Source organism: Flavobacterium frigoritolerans (assembly GCF_025847275.1).
Taxonomy (GTDB): domain Bacteria; phylum Bacteroidota; class Bacteroidia; order Flavobacteriales; family Flavobacteriaceae; genus Flavobacterium; species Flavobacterium frigoritolerans.
In genome coordinates, this window is record NZ_JAOZEV010000029.1 from 1 (window position 1) to 21,385 (window position 21,385).

A 21,385-nucleotide genomic window follows, 5' to 3' on the forward strand; every position below is an offset into this window, starting at 1 on the left:
ATTTCTACAGTTCTTATTTTGTAAAATAGATATCGTAACCAGATTCAACCTTCTCTACTTGTACATTTAACGTTTTCTTTAATTCATTAATGCCATAATTATCAAATACATATTCTGTTTTATAGAAGAAGTCATAGATTACTCCTTTTTTAATTTCATTATGCTCTTTAATTATTATTTTTAAATGAAATTCAACATTCTCAATTTCTGTAATTAAATCGCTATAATTCCTTATATCATTTAGTTCATCAGAAGTCAATTTCAGTTTTTCATTATCAAAATCAATACAGCCATTATAAAGTAAATTTCGATAAGTTGGCTCATCTGCTAATACAATACCGAAATCACAAATATTAATTGAAATCAAATAGAATTTTTTTTGAACGTAATTTATTAGCAATAGAATTTCATTTAAACTTTCAATAAATTTTTCACCGTCTATATAATCACTATATCTTCGGAAGGTCATTTTTTTTGATTTATCATTAATATTCAAAGTTAATTCGTAGTTTTCTGCAGTGTCTTCGATAGATAATAATGAAAAAATATTTTTTTCTTCTAATAAATTAAAGCTTTTAATAAAAGTCTCTAAGTAATCTTTACCTTCCCAAATACAATCTGGTACATCAAAAAAATAATAATTGTTATCTACTATATTATCTATTTTTTCTAAACCATTATAATAGTATTTATCATCATTTAATACCAGTTTGCCTATATCAAGATAGCGATCTATTTGGCTATTTATCACTAGTGGTTTACTATTAGAATCAATATCAATTAAATGTATATCTTCTTTTCCTTCTTCTACATATAAAAATATGTTATTGTTAAGTTTTGCAAAAGGAATGATTTTAGAACAATTTATTACAGGAAACAAATATCTTTTTATATGTTCATCAATTTCTTTTAGAATGAAGTATGGATTACTAAAATTATCTCCTTCTCTAATATGATAATCGATGACTTGAAATGTGCCATAACATGGCATTTCAAATTCTATCTTTATGTTATTTTTTAATTGGAATTCAAGTATTTTCCTAATGGCATTTGGTATAATTCTATTGTTGCTTTTTTCAAAGGCATTTAATTGCTTGTTTTTTAATAAAATAACTATTTTAAAAAACTTAACGAGAATAACAAAAAATCCATAAATTATAAAAAATATGCCAAGATACTCCCAAAATAGCTTACCAGTATTGTGTAATATCATACCAAATATTACAAGTACCAGACCAATAAAAATATTAATTATTTTATTTTTCATTTTCTAATTAAATTTTAATATAGAATTATGTTTAAACCTTTACTCTTTGCAAATTTCACTTATAATAACATAGCCTGTCGAATTACCAAAATCGCTCCTCAACGTCCCCTTTTGTGTTATATGTTCTACTTGAAATACTACCAGGATCTGATTTATATTCAACCATTATATCTTTATCAAATCCTTCACAATTAATACATAATACATCAATGGAACTATTGGCCTTGCATTAGGTATAGAATGTTCAAATTTAATTTTCTTCTCCTTCGTAAAATTTGCACCAATCTTTTACTTTATCTTTCATTTAAATGACTAACTGTTTATACTCCTTAAAATCAAACCCTTGTAATTTTGATTCCTCTAATGTTTTTTTCAATTCTTCACTTATTAATATAAGTGGAGTAATATTACTTAGGCTTAAAATGTCATACTTAGGAAAACTATCTAATAAGACTAACTTTTTTATTTGAATATCTTTTTCAAAATTTAGTTCTCCTTCTAATTTATTTAGCTGGTCGACTGAAGAGACATCAAATTCTTTTAATATAGTGAATGGCCATTTTTGAAATAATTCAAATGTTGTTTTCTCAAAATCAACATAATTTATAAAACTATCTATAAAGTGAAACCAATAATATTTTAAATGTTTATTATGATGTACAACTTCAACAGGATAAAAACGATGCGGGGGCAATTTAAATTTACAGAGTAAATCTTTTAATTCATTATCTATTGTAAGCCCTTTAAATCCAGGCAAAGAATGAAGTAAATTAGTTACTACGGCATTATTTCTAATCTTTACACTGTAGATAGGTTCAAATTTTGGAAATTTATTCCAAAAGACATTCCAATAAGAATAAGGAGATGATAAATTGTATTTTTCTGATTTCTCAATCTGAGGATATTCTCCAATAACATTTAGTTCATCTGTATTAAAAAAAGTGTAATATTTCATTTTAATTAATTCCGTCTTTAGGGTTTATAATTTCTTTAAAATATGTATTTAAGTTTTTCTAATTCAAACATTGTTTCAGTATTTAATAATTCTTGCCTATCATCTGGGACAACAAACTCTGATTTTATGTTTGAAATTTTATGTTTTTCAAAAAGGTATTTCATTGATATAGGAATATATGTTCTGAAGTTTTTATTCTTCCCAGTAATAGATACACATATATTGTATCAAGCTCATTAAAATTATAAATATAGTCCCGTGCAATTTCAATTACAATTTTTATACATTTTTGTAGGTTCTGTCGCATCTGTCAGAATCAAATATAAAAATTCAAGTAATTTAAAAGTTAGCCCGCCAATTTACAGAATGATTTAAACATAGATATCCCCGGTCCAACCAATTGATTCTTTCTCAGCATATGCACAACTTCAATTCCGCTTAACGTCCGTTTGGCCGATTCAAAACTTTTAAAACCTAATCCGTTTTGGATGCGCCACTTGATGAACCGATGGTCCTGTTCGACAATATTGTTGAGATATTTACACTGCCGAATTTTAATCTTTGAGAAAGAACGCCTGTTATAAACTTTAATTGCTGCGGTATTAGAACCGCTTTTATCAATATTTATTACTCTTGGCCGGTAGTTATTAATAATTGCTTTAATTAGAAAAGACTGAGCGCTCATTCTTTGTCTTTTTCTGGTCAGAAGGAAGTCAACCGTATTGCCTGATTTATCTACTGCCCTATATAAATAACACCAAATTCCTTTTACTTTAATATACGTCTCATCCATTCTCCAACTCTTCCCCACTCTGGCTTTTCTATTCTTCATCTCTGCCTCAATGAAAGGCATAAACTTATAAACCCAGCGTTGGATCGTGGCATGATCAACAATCACACCCCTAATTTTCATTATTTCTTCAACGTCACGATAGCTAAGTGTAAATCTTAATTTAAAATACACTGCCTGCAGGATTACGTATTTTGGATAACAATGACCTTTGGTATTCATTTTTTATTAGTTTTGAAAAACCAAAGATAAAACTTAATCATAGATGCGACAGAACCAAAAAAGCTACCTTAAAATTAACTTTAAGATAGCCTCCTTTTACTATAAATAATATTTTATAATGGTTCAATAAAAAAACTTCAACTTATGAATTTATACTCTAAAGTTTCTTGCCATGCCTACCAAAACTTTTCGTGGACCTTCATAACGCTCTCTGCCATGTGTAAATAGCATATTATCTAATAGTAAAAGATCGTTTTTTTCCCATTGAAAAGAAAATTTTGTTTTTTCGTAAACGTCTCTAATGATATCAAGGGCTGCTGGATCAATTGGAGTTCCATCACCAAAAAAAGTATTTCTAGGTAAATTATCTTCTCCTAAAAGTTCTACTAAGGCTTCTTGCAATTCTTCTTCCAAACTACTGACATGAAATAAATGAGCTTGATTAAACCATAGTTTTTCTTTAGTTGTTGGATGAATAATAGAAGCTTGATTTACCTGTCGGGTTTTAAGCCCTTCAGATGTCCATTCAAAATCTAATTTATTTTCTTTACAGAATTGTTCAACTTCATTTTTATTGCTCGTTTGAAAAACTTCTTGCCAAGGCAAATCAATATTGGAATAGTTTCTTACATACATTATTTTTTTTTGCTCAAACTCTTCTCTAATTTCTTTAGGGATTTCCTGATAAGCAATACGGCTATCTGAAATTGGTGTATTCCCCATTTTACTTGCTGGTGTTTCACATAAAAAACCAATTCTCATCGGCCAAGAGCTAAAATAGGCATTTTCATTATGCTGAGGAATCACTTCAGAAGCATGGTATTCTGTAGCTGTATATATTTTATTTTTTAATTCAGTACGAGGAGTTGATCTGTATGCGTAATTATCTAAGTCTTCACCAAATACTATTTTTAATATTGATCCAAAATCATCTGCACCATTAATATTTAAGCCACGAATTAAAAGTGCTCCTTCTTGGGAAATAAAATCTTCGAAATCTTTTTTATTAGCCTCAGCCCAATTTAATAGTTCCTCTCCTTGATGATTTTCAACATTTAATAACATCTTTTTTCCAGAGATTGTCTGGATTTCATTTAGATTCAGTACCATATTTTTAATGATTAATTTATTAATGTTTTTTGATTTAAGTTATCTTTTTTTTCATTTATTAAATACGTCCAATCATTTTCTTGAATCCGTACGAAAGACCTGAAAAGACTGCTAAAAAAGGCATTACGAAAGATATCTTTCTAAAAGGCTGTAATCCGCCTTTGTAAAATTGACCAACATAATAATTTGAAAAATTTCCAAATTTATGGATTGGGGTTTTCCAACAATGTGCGTAAGTAAATCCAACCACATCATCATCTGGCATAACAGCATGTAACCAGTATGGTGGGATATATAAGGCATCTCCTTCTTCTACATAAGCAATGACTGGTTTCAAATCAATAGAACTGTCTAAAACTTTACCATCTAAATAAGAATCATTTCGGAAAAATTCAACAATTTCTCTTGCATTAGGTATATCAGGTGATAATAAAGCTACTTTTTTCGCTCCACTAACCTGACACATTAAAGTTTCATCTGTAATGTGATGATGCCAAGCTGTGGATGCTCTACGATATAAAAAAAACCTTTTTTGCTCATAAAGTCTCGGTTTTATCGAACTGTTATGAAAAGTGAATCCAGGCATCTCGTTTATTAATTTCGAAAAACGATTATCATCGGTAATTTTTTCAGCTGGCATGCTCAAAATAGGATCTTCATTGTTGAATAACCTTTTTATTGCTTTATGAAATGTAACCTCTTCACTATTAAACTTATGTCTATCCCAACTAGCGTGATTCATATGTGGATAAATTGTAATTTTAAAATCATCACAAGCTTTTAACCAATACTCTTCACTTTTAAAATGCTGAATAGCTGGCCAATGTTTTACCGCGCCTTTAATAAGACATGGTTTATTAGGTGCAACCCAATCTTTATTAAACTTTTTTGCACTTAGGTCATTGGACATAACAACTTGTACCTGAGTTGCATTTTCTATTCCCGGAATCATTGAAAATAAATCGTCAATAATTACTTCTGGTTTTGTTTCCGTTTGAGGAGTTACTAGAACATTTTCCATAATTTATTTTGTTTTATTCATTTGTTGGCAATTAATTTTTAAATTATTGAATAAATATTAATTTCATTCATTGAAACAATATGATTCCCATTATATACAACATAAGCACTATAACTTTCATTTATATTTAATTTTTCAAAACTCCATAACTGGTTACAGCATAGTAATTTTTCATTGTATATTTCAATATCTTTCAATGGAATCATAAGTCCTTTTCCATCTGCTTTTAAAGCAGCTTCTTTTAATGTCCATGTTTCATAGAAAAACTCTAATGGTGTTTGTGTGTTTTTAAATCTTTTATCATCCTCGTCATTAAAAACAATTTCTTTTATTTCATTTACATCAATATTTTTAATTTCTTCAATATCAATTCCAATTCTCGATTGGATTGAAACCGCACATATGACATAATTACCTGAATGCGAAATATTAAAATCGATATCTTGATTTATGTAAGGACGATTATTTTCATCTATTTTAATTTCGTCTAATACTCGTTTTGAATACCCACTTTCCATTAATAATTTTCTTAAAACCAATTTTCCAAACAAACATCTTTTTTGATCGTTTTCTTTAACATAGCTGTTTATCTGTTTTTGAATAAACTCAGGAACATTGGGTATGAGTTTTTTGTAATCATCAATGAGATCAATATTTATGTAATTTATTACAATCATCATTCTTCCTTTACTTTATCTATACTATTGCATCTTTTCTGTTAATAAGTCTAAAGCTTTTTTAGCTACATTTTTTTTATAACATTCTTTTATTACACTGCATAATCTTTCTGTGTGATTGAATATAAAAAAGTGGTTTCCGGTAAGTATTTCATAATTAAAAAACGATGTTGTGTATTTGGACCAATTGGTTATGTCTTCAACATGTTTTTCAACATCTCCCATTATAGCATAAATTGGAGTTTTAATAATAGACTCACTTCCTAAATTGTTTTCTTCGGAAATTTCAAAATCTGCTTTTAGAATAGGTATAAAATAATCTAATAATTCTTGGCTTTCTAAAAACTCCAAAGGCAATCCTCCTAATTTTGTTACTTCTGTAATAAATTCTTTATCTTCAAGTAAATATCTTTTTTTATTCTCTTTTATTTTTGGCCCAGCATTTCCTGATACGATTAAACATAGAGGCGTTATACTATCTTCTTCAAGCATTCTTGTTACTTTGAAAGCTAGTGAAGCTCCCATACTATGTCCGTATATTAAAAAATTCTTAGAGGTTAATCTTTTTTTTATTTGTGTATAGATATAATTTGCAGCTGTAGAAAAATCTTTGATCAAAATCTCATCCGAACTTGCCCCTCTCCCCGGAAGCTCTATTGTTTCTAATTTAAATTCTCCCAAATAGGAATGCATGAAATTAAAAGAGTCACTGTTTCCTCCAGCAAAATGCAACATAAATAATTGTGGTTTTGACATGTTTATTACTTTAAAGGATTTTATATTTTAATTTATAATTTGAATCGTATTTATCATTAATCTTTCATTTTTTGGTAAAAAAATATTGCTATAAACCCAAACATACCACTAAATGCTATCACTCTTTGTGGCCCAAACAAATCAACGCAAAAACCTGCCAATAATCCTGCTAATGTACTTGCCAATTGATTTGCCATACTCATCGTCGATATTATTGTTGCTCTAAATCTTCCTGGAATAACTTGATGTAAATACGATTGAATTAATGGCCCACCCAGATTTAACATTCCACTTTTGGTAATAATAATTATTGTACCAAGAATAAAAAATGGTGGATAAATAAATAATAATGAAAAAAGTAATCCCATAACTATTAGAATGACAACTGACAATACATTTTTAGATTTAAACCTTGTAAAAAGACGTGAAGCGAATGAAGAAGCAATACAAACAACTGATATGATTGAAAAAACATACCCCATTTGGTATTCTTTTAGCCCTAAGCTTATTAAAAATGGTTGAGTTCCTATTGCTCCTGCTTTTATTATACACATAAATATACCCGCCACTATAGAGAAAAACAATGTTTTCTGACGTATTGAAAAAGCAATACCAATTTTACTGGTTTGAAATGATTCTTTAAAAAGATCCAATAGTTTTAATTTTTTCGGCTTAAAGTTCTCTTTAGTGAAAAAAGTTATTATGATAGCAGTAAAGAAGAAACCGAAACCATATATATACCAAAGAATTTCTATGGAATATACTTTAACCAATAAAGCTCCTAATAATGGCGCAAAAACTGCCCCCAAAGCCAAAAAACTACTACTCTTAATAAAATACTCCTGATGAAGGTCTTTCCTTTTTTTACTATTTAGATTGTCAATAACGAAAGCTTCCTGAGCGCCTGACATAAAGGTATCTCCTATCCCTGTCATTATATATAAAAGCAGAATAACATAATAGTTTTTTACAATTGGAATAAACATTACAGCAATTGCAATAATTAAAGCTCCCACTACAACGGAATACTTTCTACTAAATCCGTCAGCAAAGGCTCCTGTTGGAATTTCAAATAAAAATGCAGTTACCCCGGCACACGACATAATAACAGAAATTTCGAAAAAAGAGTAGCCCAAATGCAAAAAATAAAGCAGGTAAAATGGTGTTATCATTGTGGATAGCCCTGATACAAGTAAATACAAGTAAAAGGGCCATAAATGCTTTAATTCGTCTTTTTTAAATAGCATATTTTATTGATTAATTATCTTAAAAGAATTATTTACTATTTTAATTAAAACCCGCTACTTCTTCAGTCACGTAGTCATAAAACAGTTCTTTTTCACCAAATAGTCTTTCGGCTACAATATTTCTTTTCTGACACTCTTCTATAAGACGGTTGGATTGAACAATTGGATTGGATTCGTCTGTATATTTGATACTACTAATAAATTCTAACCAAGGTTCTTGTCCCATTGCATATACATATACTTCTTTTGGATTAAAAATTTCAACTAAAGGCATTCCTTTTGAATAATCAGATCCTGAAAGTCTTCGTGATTGATCTTTATCTCTTGGTAAATCTTCAGTAAGTAATGGTCCATATAACCATGACAAAGGCGCACCGTCACATTCCATTCCTAAAAACACAACATCAACATCACCTACAGCTCGCTGAACATGTTTATATAATAATGGTTCCATTACTCTAGAATCAGCTACAAACAAGAAAGAAAACTGTTTAATAGCAACATGAAAACAAGCTTTTGCTCTTACATTTAAATCACTATGTTCTCCTGTAAATGGTATAGCTGTAATAGAGACATTTTCGAATACATTTTCATCCATTTCATCCATTTCAATAACATTTTGGAAGCCCATACTTTTAAATGCTAGTTTCAAACTAGGATCTTGCAATGCTCCACTTGTTGTTATAGGAACAACAATATTTTTAATTTTATGTCTCAATGGTAATAATGTTTCCAATAAGACATGATCTTGATGGTTATGCGTTATAATTACATAATCAATTTCATCTGGCAAATCATAATCTGAGTAATGTGATACGGTTGATTCATAGCCATAATAACTGATTACTGGATCTAATAAAACACTTACTTCTTTAGTTTCAATCAAAATACAAGCGTGTCCAAAATAACGCATACGTGCTTTTTCTCCGTCGTATTTCTTATATCTAGGGCTTTGCTGTTCTGTAAAAAAAGTATCAAATAGTGCTCTATCATCTGGAGACACCCCTAAAATGTCTGCTATTTCATCGATGCATCCCGGATTTCGTTTCATTTTGCTTAAAGCATCAATACCTTTATGATTTAAGGGAATATCTAAATGCAAAACATTAGGATTATCTAGTTTAGGTGTACTCAAACAAAAAGGCCTTGAATCATTATCAGTAATCCACAATGCTATACTTTGAGAAGAAATATCATTGAATTCACTTTTATATAATAGTGATTCGAAAAGGCGGAAAGAAGGATTATTATTTAAATCATAAACCAACTCAACATATCCTTTAAGTAAATCTGGAACTTTTTCATATAAAGGTTCTAAAGAAAAACCTTTTGCATTACTCTTTAACATTTTATCCAATTCGACTATTGCAGCCTGAAGTTCTATAGATTTTGCTCGACGCTCTATTGTATTTTGTTTTAGTTCTTTTATATCTTCAATTCTACCTCCATTGTAATCGATAAATGGACCTCCCAACATTTTTGGATTTTTGATTGCAGCAGCATGTATCTGAGGAGCTTGAAGATAAGAGTTCATTATTTTTAAATGTCTCCCTACAATATTCATAGCAGCAGTAGCGGGTGATATAAGATGTGACCAAGCATACCAACGGTCAATTAAAGGTTCTATAACTACATTAGGCTTCAGGAAGAACGTTTTTTCTTTCATAGTGTTTGTTATTTTTGTTAGTGTTTGTTTCTAATTATTATTTTCTTTTTGTATTTAATCTTTGTATTTATTTTTAAACTTATAAGGAGATTTATATCTTTTCAAGATTTTCTAACTCGCTTATTTTTATGTCAACTTTGTTTGATAGGGTTAAAATAAAATCGCAAATATTATCGCTACTTGTCTCTAAAATATTATCATGATGACAATCGAGCTCAATTAATTGAATTTTTTCTGTTACTAAACAATCATCACTTTCTACTACTTTATCCAAACCATTATACATTGATTCGACATAAAATTTTTGAGAATTTCGAAATATTGTTGGTAAAATCTCACTGTTATTTTCTTCTTCTGACATGTTCATCTTAGAAGCTTTAAACAAAACAATATTGAGATTTTGTGTATTATATTTAGGATTGTATCTATAATGAATTATTTTTTTGAACTCTTCGATACAACTTTGTGGCAAATGATTTTCAATACTTCTAAAATCAAAATAGCTATCAAGTAAGATTAGGTCACTTTTTTCTACTCTGTTCCCTAATAATTTATTAAAAATTTCAAATGCCAAAACTCCTCCAAAACTCCAGCCTACAAATGTGTATTTCCCTTTTGTTTGCAATTTTTGAATCCAAATTCTATAAAAATCAGCCAAATCTTCCATTTTCACTGTTGAAGCATAATTATCTGCCTGCGTCTTCATAAATGCGAAAAAATTATTAAACAAGACTAGTTTTCTATTATTAAGCCTTGGAACCAAGCTGTTATAATAAGATTCGGCTCCACTACCACCTGGAGGAAATATGAATATTGGATCTTCTTCTAAGTGTTCATTAAAAATTTCATAAGGAATAAATTCTGCAAAATCAGTAGGAGTATGAGTTGCTCCTTCTTTTTCTAACTTATCAATGCAATGATTAATAATCTTTGTGAGGTTCGTTTTAAAACTTTCACTTAAAAGTGCTGTAGTTTCCTCACCTAATTTTGTGACAACATCAAAATGCATTTTACTATCACTAACTATTCCGTTGATATTTATAAGATTATGCCCAATGTTATCTGGATGCACGCTATAACCGCTGCCCTCAGAAGCAAATTGCCAATCTTTGTGCTGAGTTTCGAATTGCCCTAAATAATTAAAACCAATAGGAATTAAATCTTTTTGTGAATAATTTGTTTCTTCGGTTACTGCAAAGGCACCAAATCCTATTCCTTTGTTAGGAATATTTCGTAAGCTCTCCTTTATAAACGGAATACTTTCTTTGTAGTTATTTTGTATTTCTAACCTGACTGGGAACATTGTTGTAAACCAACCTACTGTTCGGCTATGATCAATTGTTGGATCTATATCAACTCTACCATGTCCTTCTAAAGTTATTCCTTGAACATTTTGATTATTAATTTCTTTAAGTGCGTATGCTAAGGCAGTTAATAATAAATCATTTACTTCTGTATGGTATGCTTTAGAAGCTTCCTGTAAAAATGATTTGGTTAATACTGTATCTAACTCAATCGTTTTTGAACTTATTTCTTTTATTTCACAATCCAATTGATAATTTGGCATATCTTTTAATTGCTCTTCCCAATATGCTCCTTCTGAAGGATGTTGAATTGAGTAATTTTCTACACTTGTAATCCATTGACGATAACTACTAGATTTAGATGGCAAAGCTTTTCCTTGAAACAAATCCTTAACATCTTCAGCCAAAATACGCCAGCTTACCCCATCAACAATCATATGATGTAATGCAAAATAAATTCTGGCACTATTATCAGTATATCCGTGTAAATATCCTATTTGAAATAAAACACCTTCTTCTAGATCAAAACTACTTTGCCAATTGGTAAGAATTTCATGAACTTCAGTTTCTGAATGTTGACTTACATCTAAAGTCTTAATTTCGTGTAATGGGATATTTGATTGATACATCTGTTTCCAGCGAATCTTTCCTGTTTTAGGATCTTGTTCTTTATTATATCGAATTCGTAGCACATCATGATAAGAAACTAGTTGCTCAACAATTTCTTCTAATTTCTTAGTTTCTAACTCAGGTACTCTAATTAAAAAACTTTGATTCCAGTGATTCGATTTAGCTAATTCTCCATTTTCAACTTTATCTACAAACCATTGTTGAACTGGTAGAAAATTCAATTCTCCTGTTAGAAGTCCTTGCTCAGTAATAACATCAATTTCTGATTTTTTTGTACTTAAGTATTCGGCAAGTTTAACAATTGTTTTGTATTCAAAAATATCTTTTACTTGACAACTAAATCCTGCTTGTTTAATACGGTTTGTTATCTGAATACTTAATATAGAATCTCCTCCGATTCTAAAAAAATCATCTATAATACTTACTTTTTCTAATCCTAATACTTCTTGCCAAATTTCTGCTATTTCTTTTTCAACTTGAGTTTTAGGCTCTATATAATCGTTTCCTAATGAAGTGAACTCAGGATTTGGCAAAGCATTCTTATTTATTTTACCACTACTGTTTAATGGAAAAGATTCTATTGCGACTAATGCCGCAGGAATCATATAATCAGGCAATACCAGGGCTAGTTTTTCTAAAATTACCGTTTGATTAATTAGCTCTTGACCACTTTCTACAACATAGTATGCTGCTAAATATTCTGAACCATCAATTTCTGATTTTCTCTTTTTAGCAAAGACACAAACCTGTTTAATTCCTTCGATTTGTGACATCGCATATTCAATTTCACCCAACTCAATACGATACCCTCGTATCTTGACTTGATCATCATTTCTACCAATGTATTCAATATTACCGTCTGGTAACCAGCGAACCAAATCACCTGTTTTATACAATTGGGTATAGCCATTCTCTTTATCTGATTCTGTTGCAAAAGGATTAGCCACAAAACGTTCTGCAGTCAATTCAGGACGGTTTAAATAACCTCTTGATAATCCAGCTCCTCCAATATAAAGCTCACCAACTATCCCAATAGGAACTGGCATATTGTTAGAACTTAGAACATATAATTTTTTATCTGATAACTGTTTGCCTATTGGTACTATTTTTTCGGTATTACAGTCATTTAATTCACAATAAGTAGAATAAACTATATTTTCGGTAGGCCCATATACGTGTATTAAAGAAGACGTTTTGTACTGGCTCTTAAACTTGTTAACTATCTCTAAATTACAACGTTCTCCTCCAAATAACACTTGCTGTAAACTTTCAAAACATTTAGATTTATTCTGTACCAAAGAATTAAACAATGCAGTTGTAATAAAGACAGTGTCTATTTTAAATTTGATAAAGTGATCGTCTAATTTTGATAAATCCAATAGGGTATCTTTATCAATAATGACAAGTTTTTTTCCATTCAGCAATGAGAAAAACAAATCAAAGACACTACCGTCAAAGGAATAATTTGAAACTCCTGCTATAACATTTGCTTTTTCATAATTTATAAAATTATTATCAAGTGCAAATGATACTATTTGACAATGCTCAACCATTACCCCTTTAGGCTGACCTGTCGTACCTGAAGTATAAATTATATAAGCTAAATCATTTGGATTAACATTTTTCTTAATTGACTGCATTGAAACATCAATCGAGTCTAATTGTACATCTATTGCAAATAGATTTCCTGAATAAAAATCAAGGTCAAAAATATAATCTGTTTGCGTAATTAATATCTTCAGTGAAGTGTCTTGTATAATATATTCTTTCCTTGCTATTGGGTATTCTGAATCTATGCATACATATGCTGCTCCTGCTTTCATTATACCTAAAATAGCTATAATCATCTTTTCTGATCTATCCAGCATAATGCCTATAAAATCATTTTCCTGTACATTATAGTTTTCAATTAGATATCCTGCCAATTTACTAGATTCTTCATCGAGTTGTTTGTAGGTTAGTTCTTTATCTCCAAAAACGATTGCAATATTATTTGGCGTATTAACAACCTGTTCTTCAAACACATCTATAACAGATTTATTCTTAGAATACACCTTACTCGTAGCATTCCAATCATAAACAACTTGATTATATTCATCAAGACTAAGCAAACTAATTTCACTGTAAGGTTTACTCGGATTTTCTATTAATTGTTCTAGAAGATGTAAGTAGCGTTGATTAAATTTTGCGATAGTATTTTCATGAAATAAACTAGTTGCGTAGTTTATTAATCCCAAAAGTTCTTCACCGCTATCATCTATGGTAATGCTTAAATCAAATCTAGCATTTTGGTAAGCATCATCTATCTGATAAGGTTTGAAATAATTTTTCTGAAGTCCTGAATTTTTTTCATGATCATTAAAACTTCGAACACTAAACATAATTTGAAAGATTGGATGTCTAGATGCATCACGTTCAATACCTAATTCAGCAACTAACTTTTCAAAAGATATATCCTGATGCAATTGAGCCTCTATTTGGTCTTTGTGAGCCGCCAATATTAATTCTTCAAAACTTTGAGTTGAATTCAGTTGTATTCTGCTTACTTGTGTATTTACAAAGAAACCAATTAGTTCTTCCGTTTGCTTATGATGTCTATTTGCTATTGGACTACCTATTGTAATATCATCTTGTCCTGTATATTTATTTAATAGAATATTGATACCGCTAAGGAGCACACTATTTAATGTGACACCACAACGTTGTGCTAATACCTGTACTTTTTGACTAATTTCTTTGTCAATTTTAAACCATTGGTCAGCACCTCTATAATCTGTTTTAATTGGTCTAGGATAATCTGTTGGAAATTCTAACGTCTGATAACCCGATAATTTATTCTTCCAATGATTTAATTGTTTTTCTAATACATTTCCAACCAAATAAGATCTTTGCCATTTCGAATAATCTTTATATTGTATCTCTAATGCAGGAATACTAAATGTTATATCCTTATTGACATAGGCTTCGTAAAAAGCAAGCAATTCTTTTTGAAATATACCTATTGACCAACCATCAGAAGCAATGTGATGTCTATTGATAAGTAGTAATGTTTTACTAGACAAATTATTGGAAGATGATTCAATAGTATAAAATTTTGCTCGTATAGGATATTCAGCTGCAAAATTGAAAGGCTTATTAATGTCTTCTTCTATTAATAAATCATAATCTTCTGTATCCTTTAAATAAACCTCTTCTATTAAAAGTGGATCATCATGTACCGTTTGTGTACTAAATTCTTGATTTTCTTCTTGTTTAATAGTACTTCGTAAAACTTCATGTCTTGAGACTATTTGTTGCAAGGCATATTTTAAACCCTCCTTATCAGTATCAGAATCTAGTTCTAATACGACTGGCATATGATAAGCATTTGTTCCTTCTTCATACTGTTCAATAAACCATAAACGCTCTTGTGCAAAAGAAAGCGGAGCTTGATTAGAATTTATTTTAGGTATGCTTATTTGCATTTGGTCTGCTGTATGAATTAGTATTTGAGCAATCGTTTTGTGCTTAAATACATCTGCCACTTTTACACTATATGTCAAAAACTTACTCATACGGTGTGAAACTTTTATCGCTAAAATCGAGTTCCCTCCTATTTTAAAAAAATCATCAGTAACACCAACTCTTTCAATACCAAAGGCCAGTTGCCAAATTTCACATAATTGTGATTCTGTTTCATTTTTAGGAGCAACGTATAAATCTTCGGATGAAGTAAAATCAGGATCAGGTAAAGCGCGTTTATCTAATTTACCATTTATTGTTAACGGAAATAACTCCATAGCTACCAAAGCACTAGGAATCATATATTCCGGCAATATATGAGATAACTTTTCTAAGATAACAGTTTGACTAACTGTAACATTATTATCTTCGAATACGTAGTATCCAACTAGATATTTCGTTGTACCAGTTTCGGTTTCTCTATTTTTAATTAAAACACATGATTGTTTAATCCCTTCTATTTGTTTTAGAGCATGTTCTATCTCTCCTAACTCTATTCTGTAACCGTTTAACTTAATTTGATCATCGTTTCTTCCAATATATTCCAAATTACCGTTCGATAACCATTTGACTAAATCACCTGTTTTGTATAATCTGTTATAGCCTTTGATTTTATCAGATTCTGTTGCAAATGGATTATTAATAAAACGTTCTGCTGTTAGTTCGGGACGATTTAAATATCCTCTTGATAAAGCTACTCCACCAATATACAATTCACCAACCACGCCTACAGGAACAGGTTTGTTATTTTTATCTAGCACAAAAATTCTTTTGCCTCTATATGGTTTTCCTATAACTTGCTGCTCAATTTTACTATCTATCTTATATACCGTAGTTCCAACAGTTGACTCTGTAGGCCCATATTGATTAAAAAGAGTAATGTTTTTGTTTGAGATAACATCATTAACACATTTATACGAAATCATCTCACCTCCCATTACAATATTTAATTCCTGATTGATATCGCTAAGGTTAAGAGATTCAAGCATAGAAGGTGTTAATCTCATTGTATCAATTTTATTTTCTTGAATATAATGCTCAATACCTTGATTCAAGAAAATGTCTTTAGTTGATATATGTGTTGTAACGTTTCCAATTGCTCCAGACAATAAGGTTGGCAAAGCAGCATCAAAACAATAATTCAATACAGAAAACATATTTACATGTTCTTTTTGAATTAGTTTCTTGAAGCTAAACAAATAATAGATAACTGAATCATGTTCCACCATTACTCCTTTGGGTTTTCCTGTTGTCCCCGAAGTGTATATAACATAAGCAAGGTTCTTACTTTTACTATATGATGAAAGATTACTGTTATCTTCTATTGTGTAGAGTTCTTCAGTAAGATCAATGCAAACAACCTTATTTTGTGGGAATTGAATATGGTTATTTTCTTTTAAATGTTTTTGAGTAAGGATTAATTCTGCTCCAGTGTCTTCTATTATATAATTTATTCTGTCTTGTGGATAACTTGGATCAATAGGCACATAAGCTCCGCCAGCTTTTAATATAGCGAGTATTCCAACAATCATTTCTAAACTTCTATCTAAGCATATCGCTATTAATGTCTCTGCTGGAAGTGGTTGCTTTACTCTATCTTCATATTGTGCTCTAATGTGACGTGCTAACTGATTGCTCTTTTCATTTAATTCATTATAGGTAAGTTGCTTTCCTTCATATACTAACGCAATATTATTTGGTATTTTTATTGCCTGATCCTGGAACAGTTCATGAATTGTACTCTCAAATGAATATTCTTTGTCCGCGGTATTCAACTTGTAAACAATTTGCTCATATTCTTCAGAATTGAGCAAGTTTATTTGACTATATGCTTTTGTTGGAGCTTGAGTTAATTGCTCTAAAAGGTGCATATAATGATTTGCTAATCTTGCAATTGTATCTTTATGGAATAAACTTGTAGCATAACTAATTTCGCCTATTAGTTCCTCTTGATTATCACCTATTGTGACTAACAAATCAAATTTTGCCACTTCGTAAACTTCTTCTTCCTGATAAGGTTTAAAGTAATCTTTTTGGAGTTTTGAATTTTCATTTTGACTACCAAAACTCTCCATGATAAACTTTATCTGGTAAACAGGATGTCTTGACGAATCACGTTCAATACCTAATTCATCTACTAACTTTTCGAAAGGCAAATCCTGATGCAATTGAGCGTCAATTTGATCCTGATGAACCTGTTGGATAAGTTCTACAAAAGTTTGAGAGTCGTTTAATATCGTTCTATTTGCCTGCGCATTTACAAAAAAACCAATAAGTTCTTCCGTTTGTTTATGATGCCGATTTGCTATTGCAGTACCAATAACAATATCGTCTTGTCCTGTATATTTATTTAACAGAATATTCATACTGCTTAGCATGACACTATTTAGCGAAACACCATATTGTTGCCCTAATAGACGTAGTTTTTCACCAACTTCTTTATTTATTTTAAACTTTTGACTAGCTCCTTTATAATTGATTTCAGAAGGTCTTGCATAATCAATTGGGAATTCTAAATGCTGAAATCCTGATAACTTATTCTTCCAATAATTTAATTGGTTTTCTAGAATTTCGCCTACTAAATACGATTTTTGCCATAAAGCATAATCTTTATATTGAATTTCTAATTCTGGTAAACTAAAGTTTTCATCATTATTAATATATCCTTCATAAAATTGATATAATTCCCTTTGAAATAATCCCATCGACCAGCCATCACTAGCAATATGGTGCATATTAATTAATAATAATGTTTTATTTAATGAATCATCAGCAGATGATTCAATGGTATAAAATTTAATACGAATAGGGTATTCTGTATTTAAATTAAAAGGACGATTAATATCCTCTTTTATTAATGATTTATAATCGATTGTATCACTTAATGTTATTTCTTCTATAAAAAGAGGCGCTGAATGCACTTTTTGAATATCATTTTCTTGATTTTCTCCTTGTTCAATAGTACTTCTTAATATTTCATGTCTCGAAACAATCTGTTGTAAGGCATATTTTATCCCATCTTTGTTAGTGTCAACATCAAGTTCTAGAACATTCGGCAAATGATAAGCATTACTACCTTCTTCATATTGCTCAACAAACCACAAGCGCTCTTGAGCTGGACTTAATGGATAACTTAATGTTTCTTTATTTCTGAATATAAATACGTTTGAAAAATTTTCTTTTGAAAAAATTTTATTTTCTTTCAGAACCGATATCAGTTGATTTTTATTATTTAAAATAAAATCTTTTGTTTCTTGATTTTTTAATTTTTCGGTGACAAAAATTTTTATAGTTTCATTCTCTAGCCAAATAGCTCCGGAATTAAGTCTTAGTTTGTTAAAAAATAAATTAATATTATACATTATTATTTTTAAATTAAATTGTGTTAATTACTAATAATTAAAAAACTTATGAAAAACGAAATCAACCTATTCATTTATTAAGAGTTTTTCTGACTTTTAAATAAAATAAAGATATTGTTTTTCTTGATAAAATAATTTGGTTTTAGGCTTAAGTAGTAAAAATATTTAAAATTCCCACTCATCACCTTCGATTCCAGCTTCTGCTAAAGCAAAACTTTCTAATAGAGTCTTAATCGCTTTATACTTAAAAATATCGGCTACTTTTACATTACATTTCAAAAACTGACTCATACGATGTGAAGCTTGCAAAGCCAAAATAGAATTACCTCCTATTTTGAAAAATTCATCAGTAATACCTACTCGATCTAATCCCAGCAGTACCATCCAAATCTCACAAACTGCTGCTTCTATTTCGGTGGTTGGAGCAACATAATCTACTTCAGAAGAAGTAAATTCCGGATCTGGTAAAGCGCGTTTGTCTAATTTACCATTGATTGTTAATGGAAAGGATTCCATTGCCACCAAAGCCGTAGGAATCATATAATCCGGCAATACTTCCAATAATCTATTTTGAATATCAATCGAAGTCATATCGTAATCCGATACATAATAACCTACCAAGTATTTAGTGGTAGCTGTTTCAGTCTTTCTTTCTTTAGCCAACACACACACCTGATTGATTCCATCAATTTGAGACATGGCGTGTTCGATCTCGCCCAACTCGATACGATACCCTCGAATCTTAACTTGATCATCGTTTCTACCAAGATATTCTATATTGCCATCTGCCAACCAATGCACCAAATCACCAGTTTTATACAATTTTGTGTACCCTTTGGCTTTATCAGATTCGGTGGCAAATGGATTGTTTATAAAACGTTCTGCTGTTAATTCAGGAAGATTCAAATATCCTCTTGACAAACCTGCTCCCCCAATGTACAATTCACCAATAACTCCTGTAGGAACTGGATTTAGAGCTTGATCAAGAATATACATTTGCTCATTAAACAAAGGACTTCCAATGTATGGTTTCTCAGAATCTTTTACTTCAAATGAAGAGCTCCAAATAACAGTTTCTGCTGGGCCATAAACGTTAATTACTTTTTCAAACGCACCAATTAGTTTTTCAGCAATCGACGAAGGCAATGCTTCACCACCCACAAGACACACGCTCTTTGATAACTTGTCAGGATATTGATTAACCAAATAAAGTAAAGCACTTGGGGTTTGTTGAATAATTTGTTGTTCTAAAAGATTTTCCTCTTTTACATCATGAATTGTGGATAATGTAATTTTATTTCCAAAAATTAAAGGAAGAGCATATTCCAATCCAAAAATATCGAAAACATAATTCGTCAAACTCAGTACATTCCTTTCAAATGAATTTCCTCTGTCTTTCAAGGTATCATTAAAATTATAGATAAATTGGGTAAACGCTTTATGTTCCACCATTACTCCTTTAGGCTTTCCTGTGGTTCCTGAGGTGTAAATTACATAAGCCAGATCACTTGATTGACTCTGTTGTGGAAGATTCGTCTTAGCCTGAGTTTTATACAATTCTTCGGATAAATCAATATAAATAACCTTCTCGTCTGGTAATGTAGCATAAGCCTTTTCATTTAAATGTCGTTGACTCAATACAAGCTCCGTTTGAGTATCTTCCAAAACATAATCAATTCGCTCTTGTGGAAGACTAGGATCAATAGGAACATAAGCGCCACCAGCTTTTAACACTCCCAAAATTCCAATCACCATTTCAAGGCTTCTCTCCAAGCATAAAGCAATTAACGTGTCGGGAGTAAGTTCTTTTTGCGTTTTTGCTTTGTATAGCGCTCGGATATGGTGTGCTAATTGGTTGCTCTTCTCATTAAGCTGATTGTACGTTAATGACTCGCCTTGATAAACCAAAGCAACATTATTAGGCGTTTTTTTAATCTGATTTTCAAACAGCTCCTGAATCGTTTTATCCTTAGGATACGCTTTATCAGTAGCATTCCAATTGTAAACAATCTCTTGATAGTCTTCAGAATTTAATAAGCTAATTTCATTATGTAATATATTCGGATTCGACAATACCTGATTCAAAATATGTACTAAAGTCGCCAAATGCTCTTTCGCTTTACTTTGCGTTAGGTAATTACCATCATAATTAAACTTAATGGTTAATAATTCTCCTTGCTCGAAAGCCATAATATTTAATGGGTAATCTACCTTCTCTATAAAATCCCTTAAACTTACGCTCGATCTTTCTTGGTCGTCATCTCCTTCAGGCACAGGATAGTTTTCAAAAATGAACAAACTCTGAAAAAGTCGCTCTCCTTCTTTTTGTAATTTTGCCAAGTCAGCAAAACTATGCGTGTTCATTTCTATAATCTTCTTTTGAATTTGATGCAATTGATCCAAAACAGTACCCTGATTATTCCAATCAATAATCAGTGGTAAAGTATTAATATACAAACCAACACTCTGCTCTATTCCATCAATAGGCAATTCTCTTCCTGATATTGTCGTTCCAACTATACTCTTCTGACTGTTGCTGTACACATGGAGTAACTTATGCCAGATAAACTGGATCATTACATTGATAGTAATCCCCTCTTTCTGTGTAAAAGCTTTCAATTGATTGTACAATTCTCCTTTGATTTCAAAACTACTGTTGGCGGACACTTCCACCTGCTTATAACTGCTAAAATCAATTGGATGGCTAAGCAATGCACTAATATCATTGGTACCTTCTACTTCCGATAAAGCACTTTTCCAATAACGATCTACATCATTTTTGTACCTGCCAATATATTCTTGGGTTTGAATATAAGCCGTATCTTCTTTTATTTTTACCGTTTTATTATTAATCAGCTCTTGGTAATAAGAGTCTAG

Annotated in this window: 11 protein-coding genes; all 11 read right to left on the reverse strand. The window is 30.5% G+C overall.

Annotated features, from left to right (window positions below; genetic code table 11):
* Positions 1-13 precede the first annotated feature (13 nt).
* Positions 14-1,267: a hypothetical protein gene (locus OIU80_RS20080; RefSeq protein ID WP_264288753.1), complete on the reverse strand. Its 1,254-nt coding sequence runs from the start codon at positions 1,265-1,267 to the stop codon at positions 14-16.
* A gap of 304 nt (positions 1,268-1,571) precedes the next feature.
* The gene (locus OIU80_RS20085) at positions 1,572-2,222 is read right to left on the reverse strand and encodes a hypothetical protein (protein ID WP_264288754.1); all 651 of its coding nucleotides are present in this window, start codon (positions 2,220-2,222) and stop codon (positions 1,572-1,574) included.
* Positions 2,223-2,568: 346 nt separating this feature from the next.
* A complete protein-coding gene (locus tag OIU80_RS20090; protein WP_264288755.1) occupies positions 2,569-3,234 on the reverse strand; it encodes an IS6 family transposase in 666 nt (221 codons plus the stop codon).
* Between the two features lie 150 nt (positions 3,235-3,384).
* On the reverse strand, positions 3,385-4,344 hold the full coding sequence (locus OIU80_RS20095) for a TauD/TfdA family dioxygenase (protein WP_264288756.1): 960 nt from the start codon (positions 4,342-4,344) through the stop codon (positions 3,385-3,387).
* A 58-nt stretch (positions 4,345-4,402) separates the two neighbouring features.
* Positions 4,403-5,365 carry a cupin-like domain-containing protein gene (locus OIU80_RS20100; RefSeq protein WP_264288757.1) on the reverse strand — a complete coding sequence of 321 codons (963 nt, stop codon included), beginning with the start codon at positions 5,363-5,365 and terminating at the stop codon, positions 4,403-4,405.
* A 38-nt stretch (positions 5,366-5,403) separates the two neighbouring features.
* A complete protein-coding gene (locus tag OIU80_RS20105; protein WP_264288758.1) occupies positions 5,404-6,045 on the reverse strand; it encodes a 4'-phosphopantetheinyl transferase family protein in 642 nt (213 codons plus the stop codon).
* Between the two features lie 21 nt (positions 6,046-6,066).
* Entirely contained in the window at positions 6,067-6,798 is a 732-nt protein-coding gene (locus OIU80_RS20110; RefSeq protein WP_264288759.1) for a thioesterase II family protein, read from the reverse strand.
* A 56-nt stretch (positions 6,799-6,854) separates the two neighbouring features.
* A complete protein-coding gene (locus tag OIU80_RS20115; protein ID WP_264288760.1) occupies positions 6,855-8,045 on the reverse strand; it encodes an MFS transporter in 1,191 nt (396 codons plus the stop codon).
* A 40-nt stretch (positions 8,046-8,085) separates the two neighbouring features.
* Positions 8,086-9,711, reverse strand: a complete 1,626-nt coding sequence (locus OIU80_RS20120) for an MBL fold metallo-hydrolase (RefSeq protein WP_264288761.1) — start codon at positions 9,709-9,711, stop codon at positions 8,086-8,088.
* Positions 9,712-9,802: 91 nt separating this feature from the next.
* Positions 9,803-18,508, reverse strand: coding sequence for a non-ribosomal peptide synthetase (locus OIU80_RS20125; RefSeq protein WP_264288762.1), 8,706 nt, complete (start codon positions 18,506-18,508; stop codon positions 9,803-9,805).
* A gap of 165 nt (positions 18,509-18,673) precedes the next feature.
* The coding region (locus tag OIU80_RS20130; protein ID WP_264288763.1) for a non-ribosomal peptide synthetase at positions 18,674-21,385 on the reverse strand (2,712 nt) is incomplete at its 5' end.

Excerpts from the sequence above, each read along its gene's own strand:
- OIU80_RS20080 (WP_264288753.1), bottom strand. The coding sequence starts at position 1,267 with ATGAAAAATAAAATAATTAATATTTTTATTGGTCTGGTACTTGTAATA.
- OIU80_RS20085 (WP_264288754.1), bottom strand. The coding sequence starts at position 2,222 with ATGAAATATTACACTTTTTTTAATACAGATGAACTAAATGTTATTGGA.
- OIU80_RS20090 (WP_264288755.1), bottom strand. The coding sequence starts at position 3,234 with ATGAATACCAAAGGTCATTGTTATCCAAAATACGTAATCCTGCAGGCA.
- OIU80_RS20095 (WP_264288756.1), bottom strand. The coding sequence starts at position 4,344 with ATGGTACTGAATCTAAATGAAATCCAGACAATCTCTGGAAAAAAGATG.
- OIU80_RS20100 (WP_264288757.1), bottom strand. The coding sequence starts at position 5,365 with ATGGAAAATGTTCTAGTAACTCCTCAAACGGAAACAAAACCAGAAGTA.
- OIU80_RS20105 (WP_264288758.1), bottom strand. The coding sequence starts at position 6,045 with ATGATGATTGTAATAAATTACATAAATATTGATCTCATTGATGATTAC.
- OIU80_RS20110 (WP_264288759.1), bottom strand. The coding sequence starts at position 6,798 with ATGTCAAAACCACAATTATTTATGTTGCATTTTGCTGGAGGAAACAGT.
- OIU80_RS20115 (WP_264288760.1), bottom strand. The coding sequence starts at position 8,045 with ATGCTATTTAAAAAAGACGAATTAAAGCATTTATGGCCCTTTTACTTG.
- OIU80_RS20120 (WP_264288761.1), bottom strand. The coding sequence starts at position 9,711 with ATGAAAGAAAAAACGTTCTTCCTGAAGCCTAATGTAGTTATAGAACCT.
- OIU80_RS20125 (WP_264288762.1), bottom strand. The coding sequence starts at position 18,508 with ATGTATAATATTAATTTATTTTTTAACAAACTAAGACTTAATTCCGGA.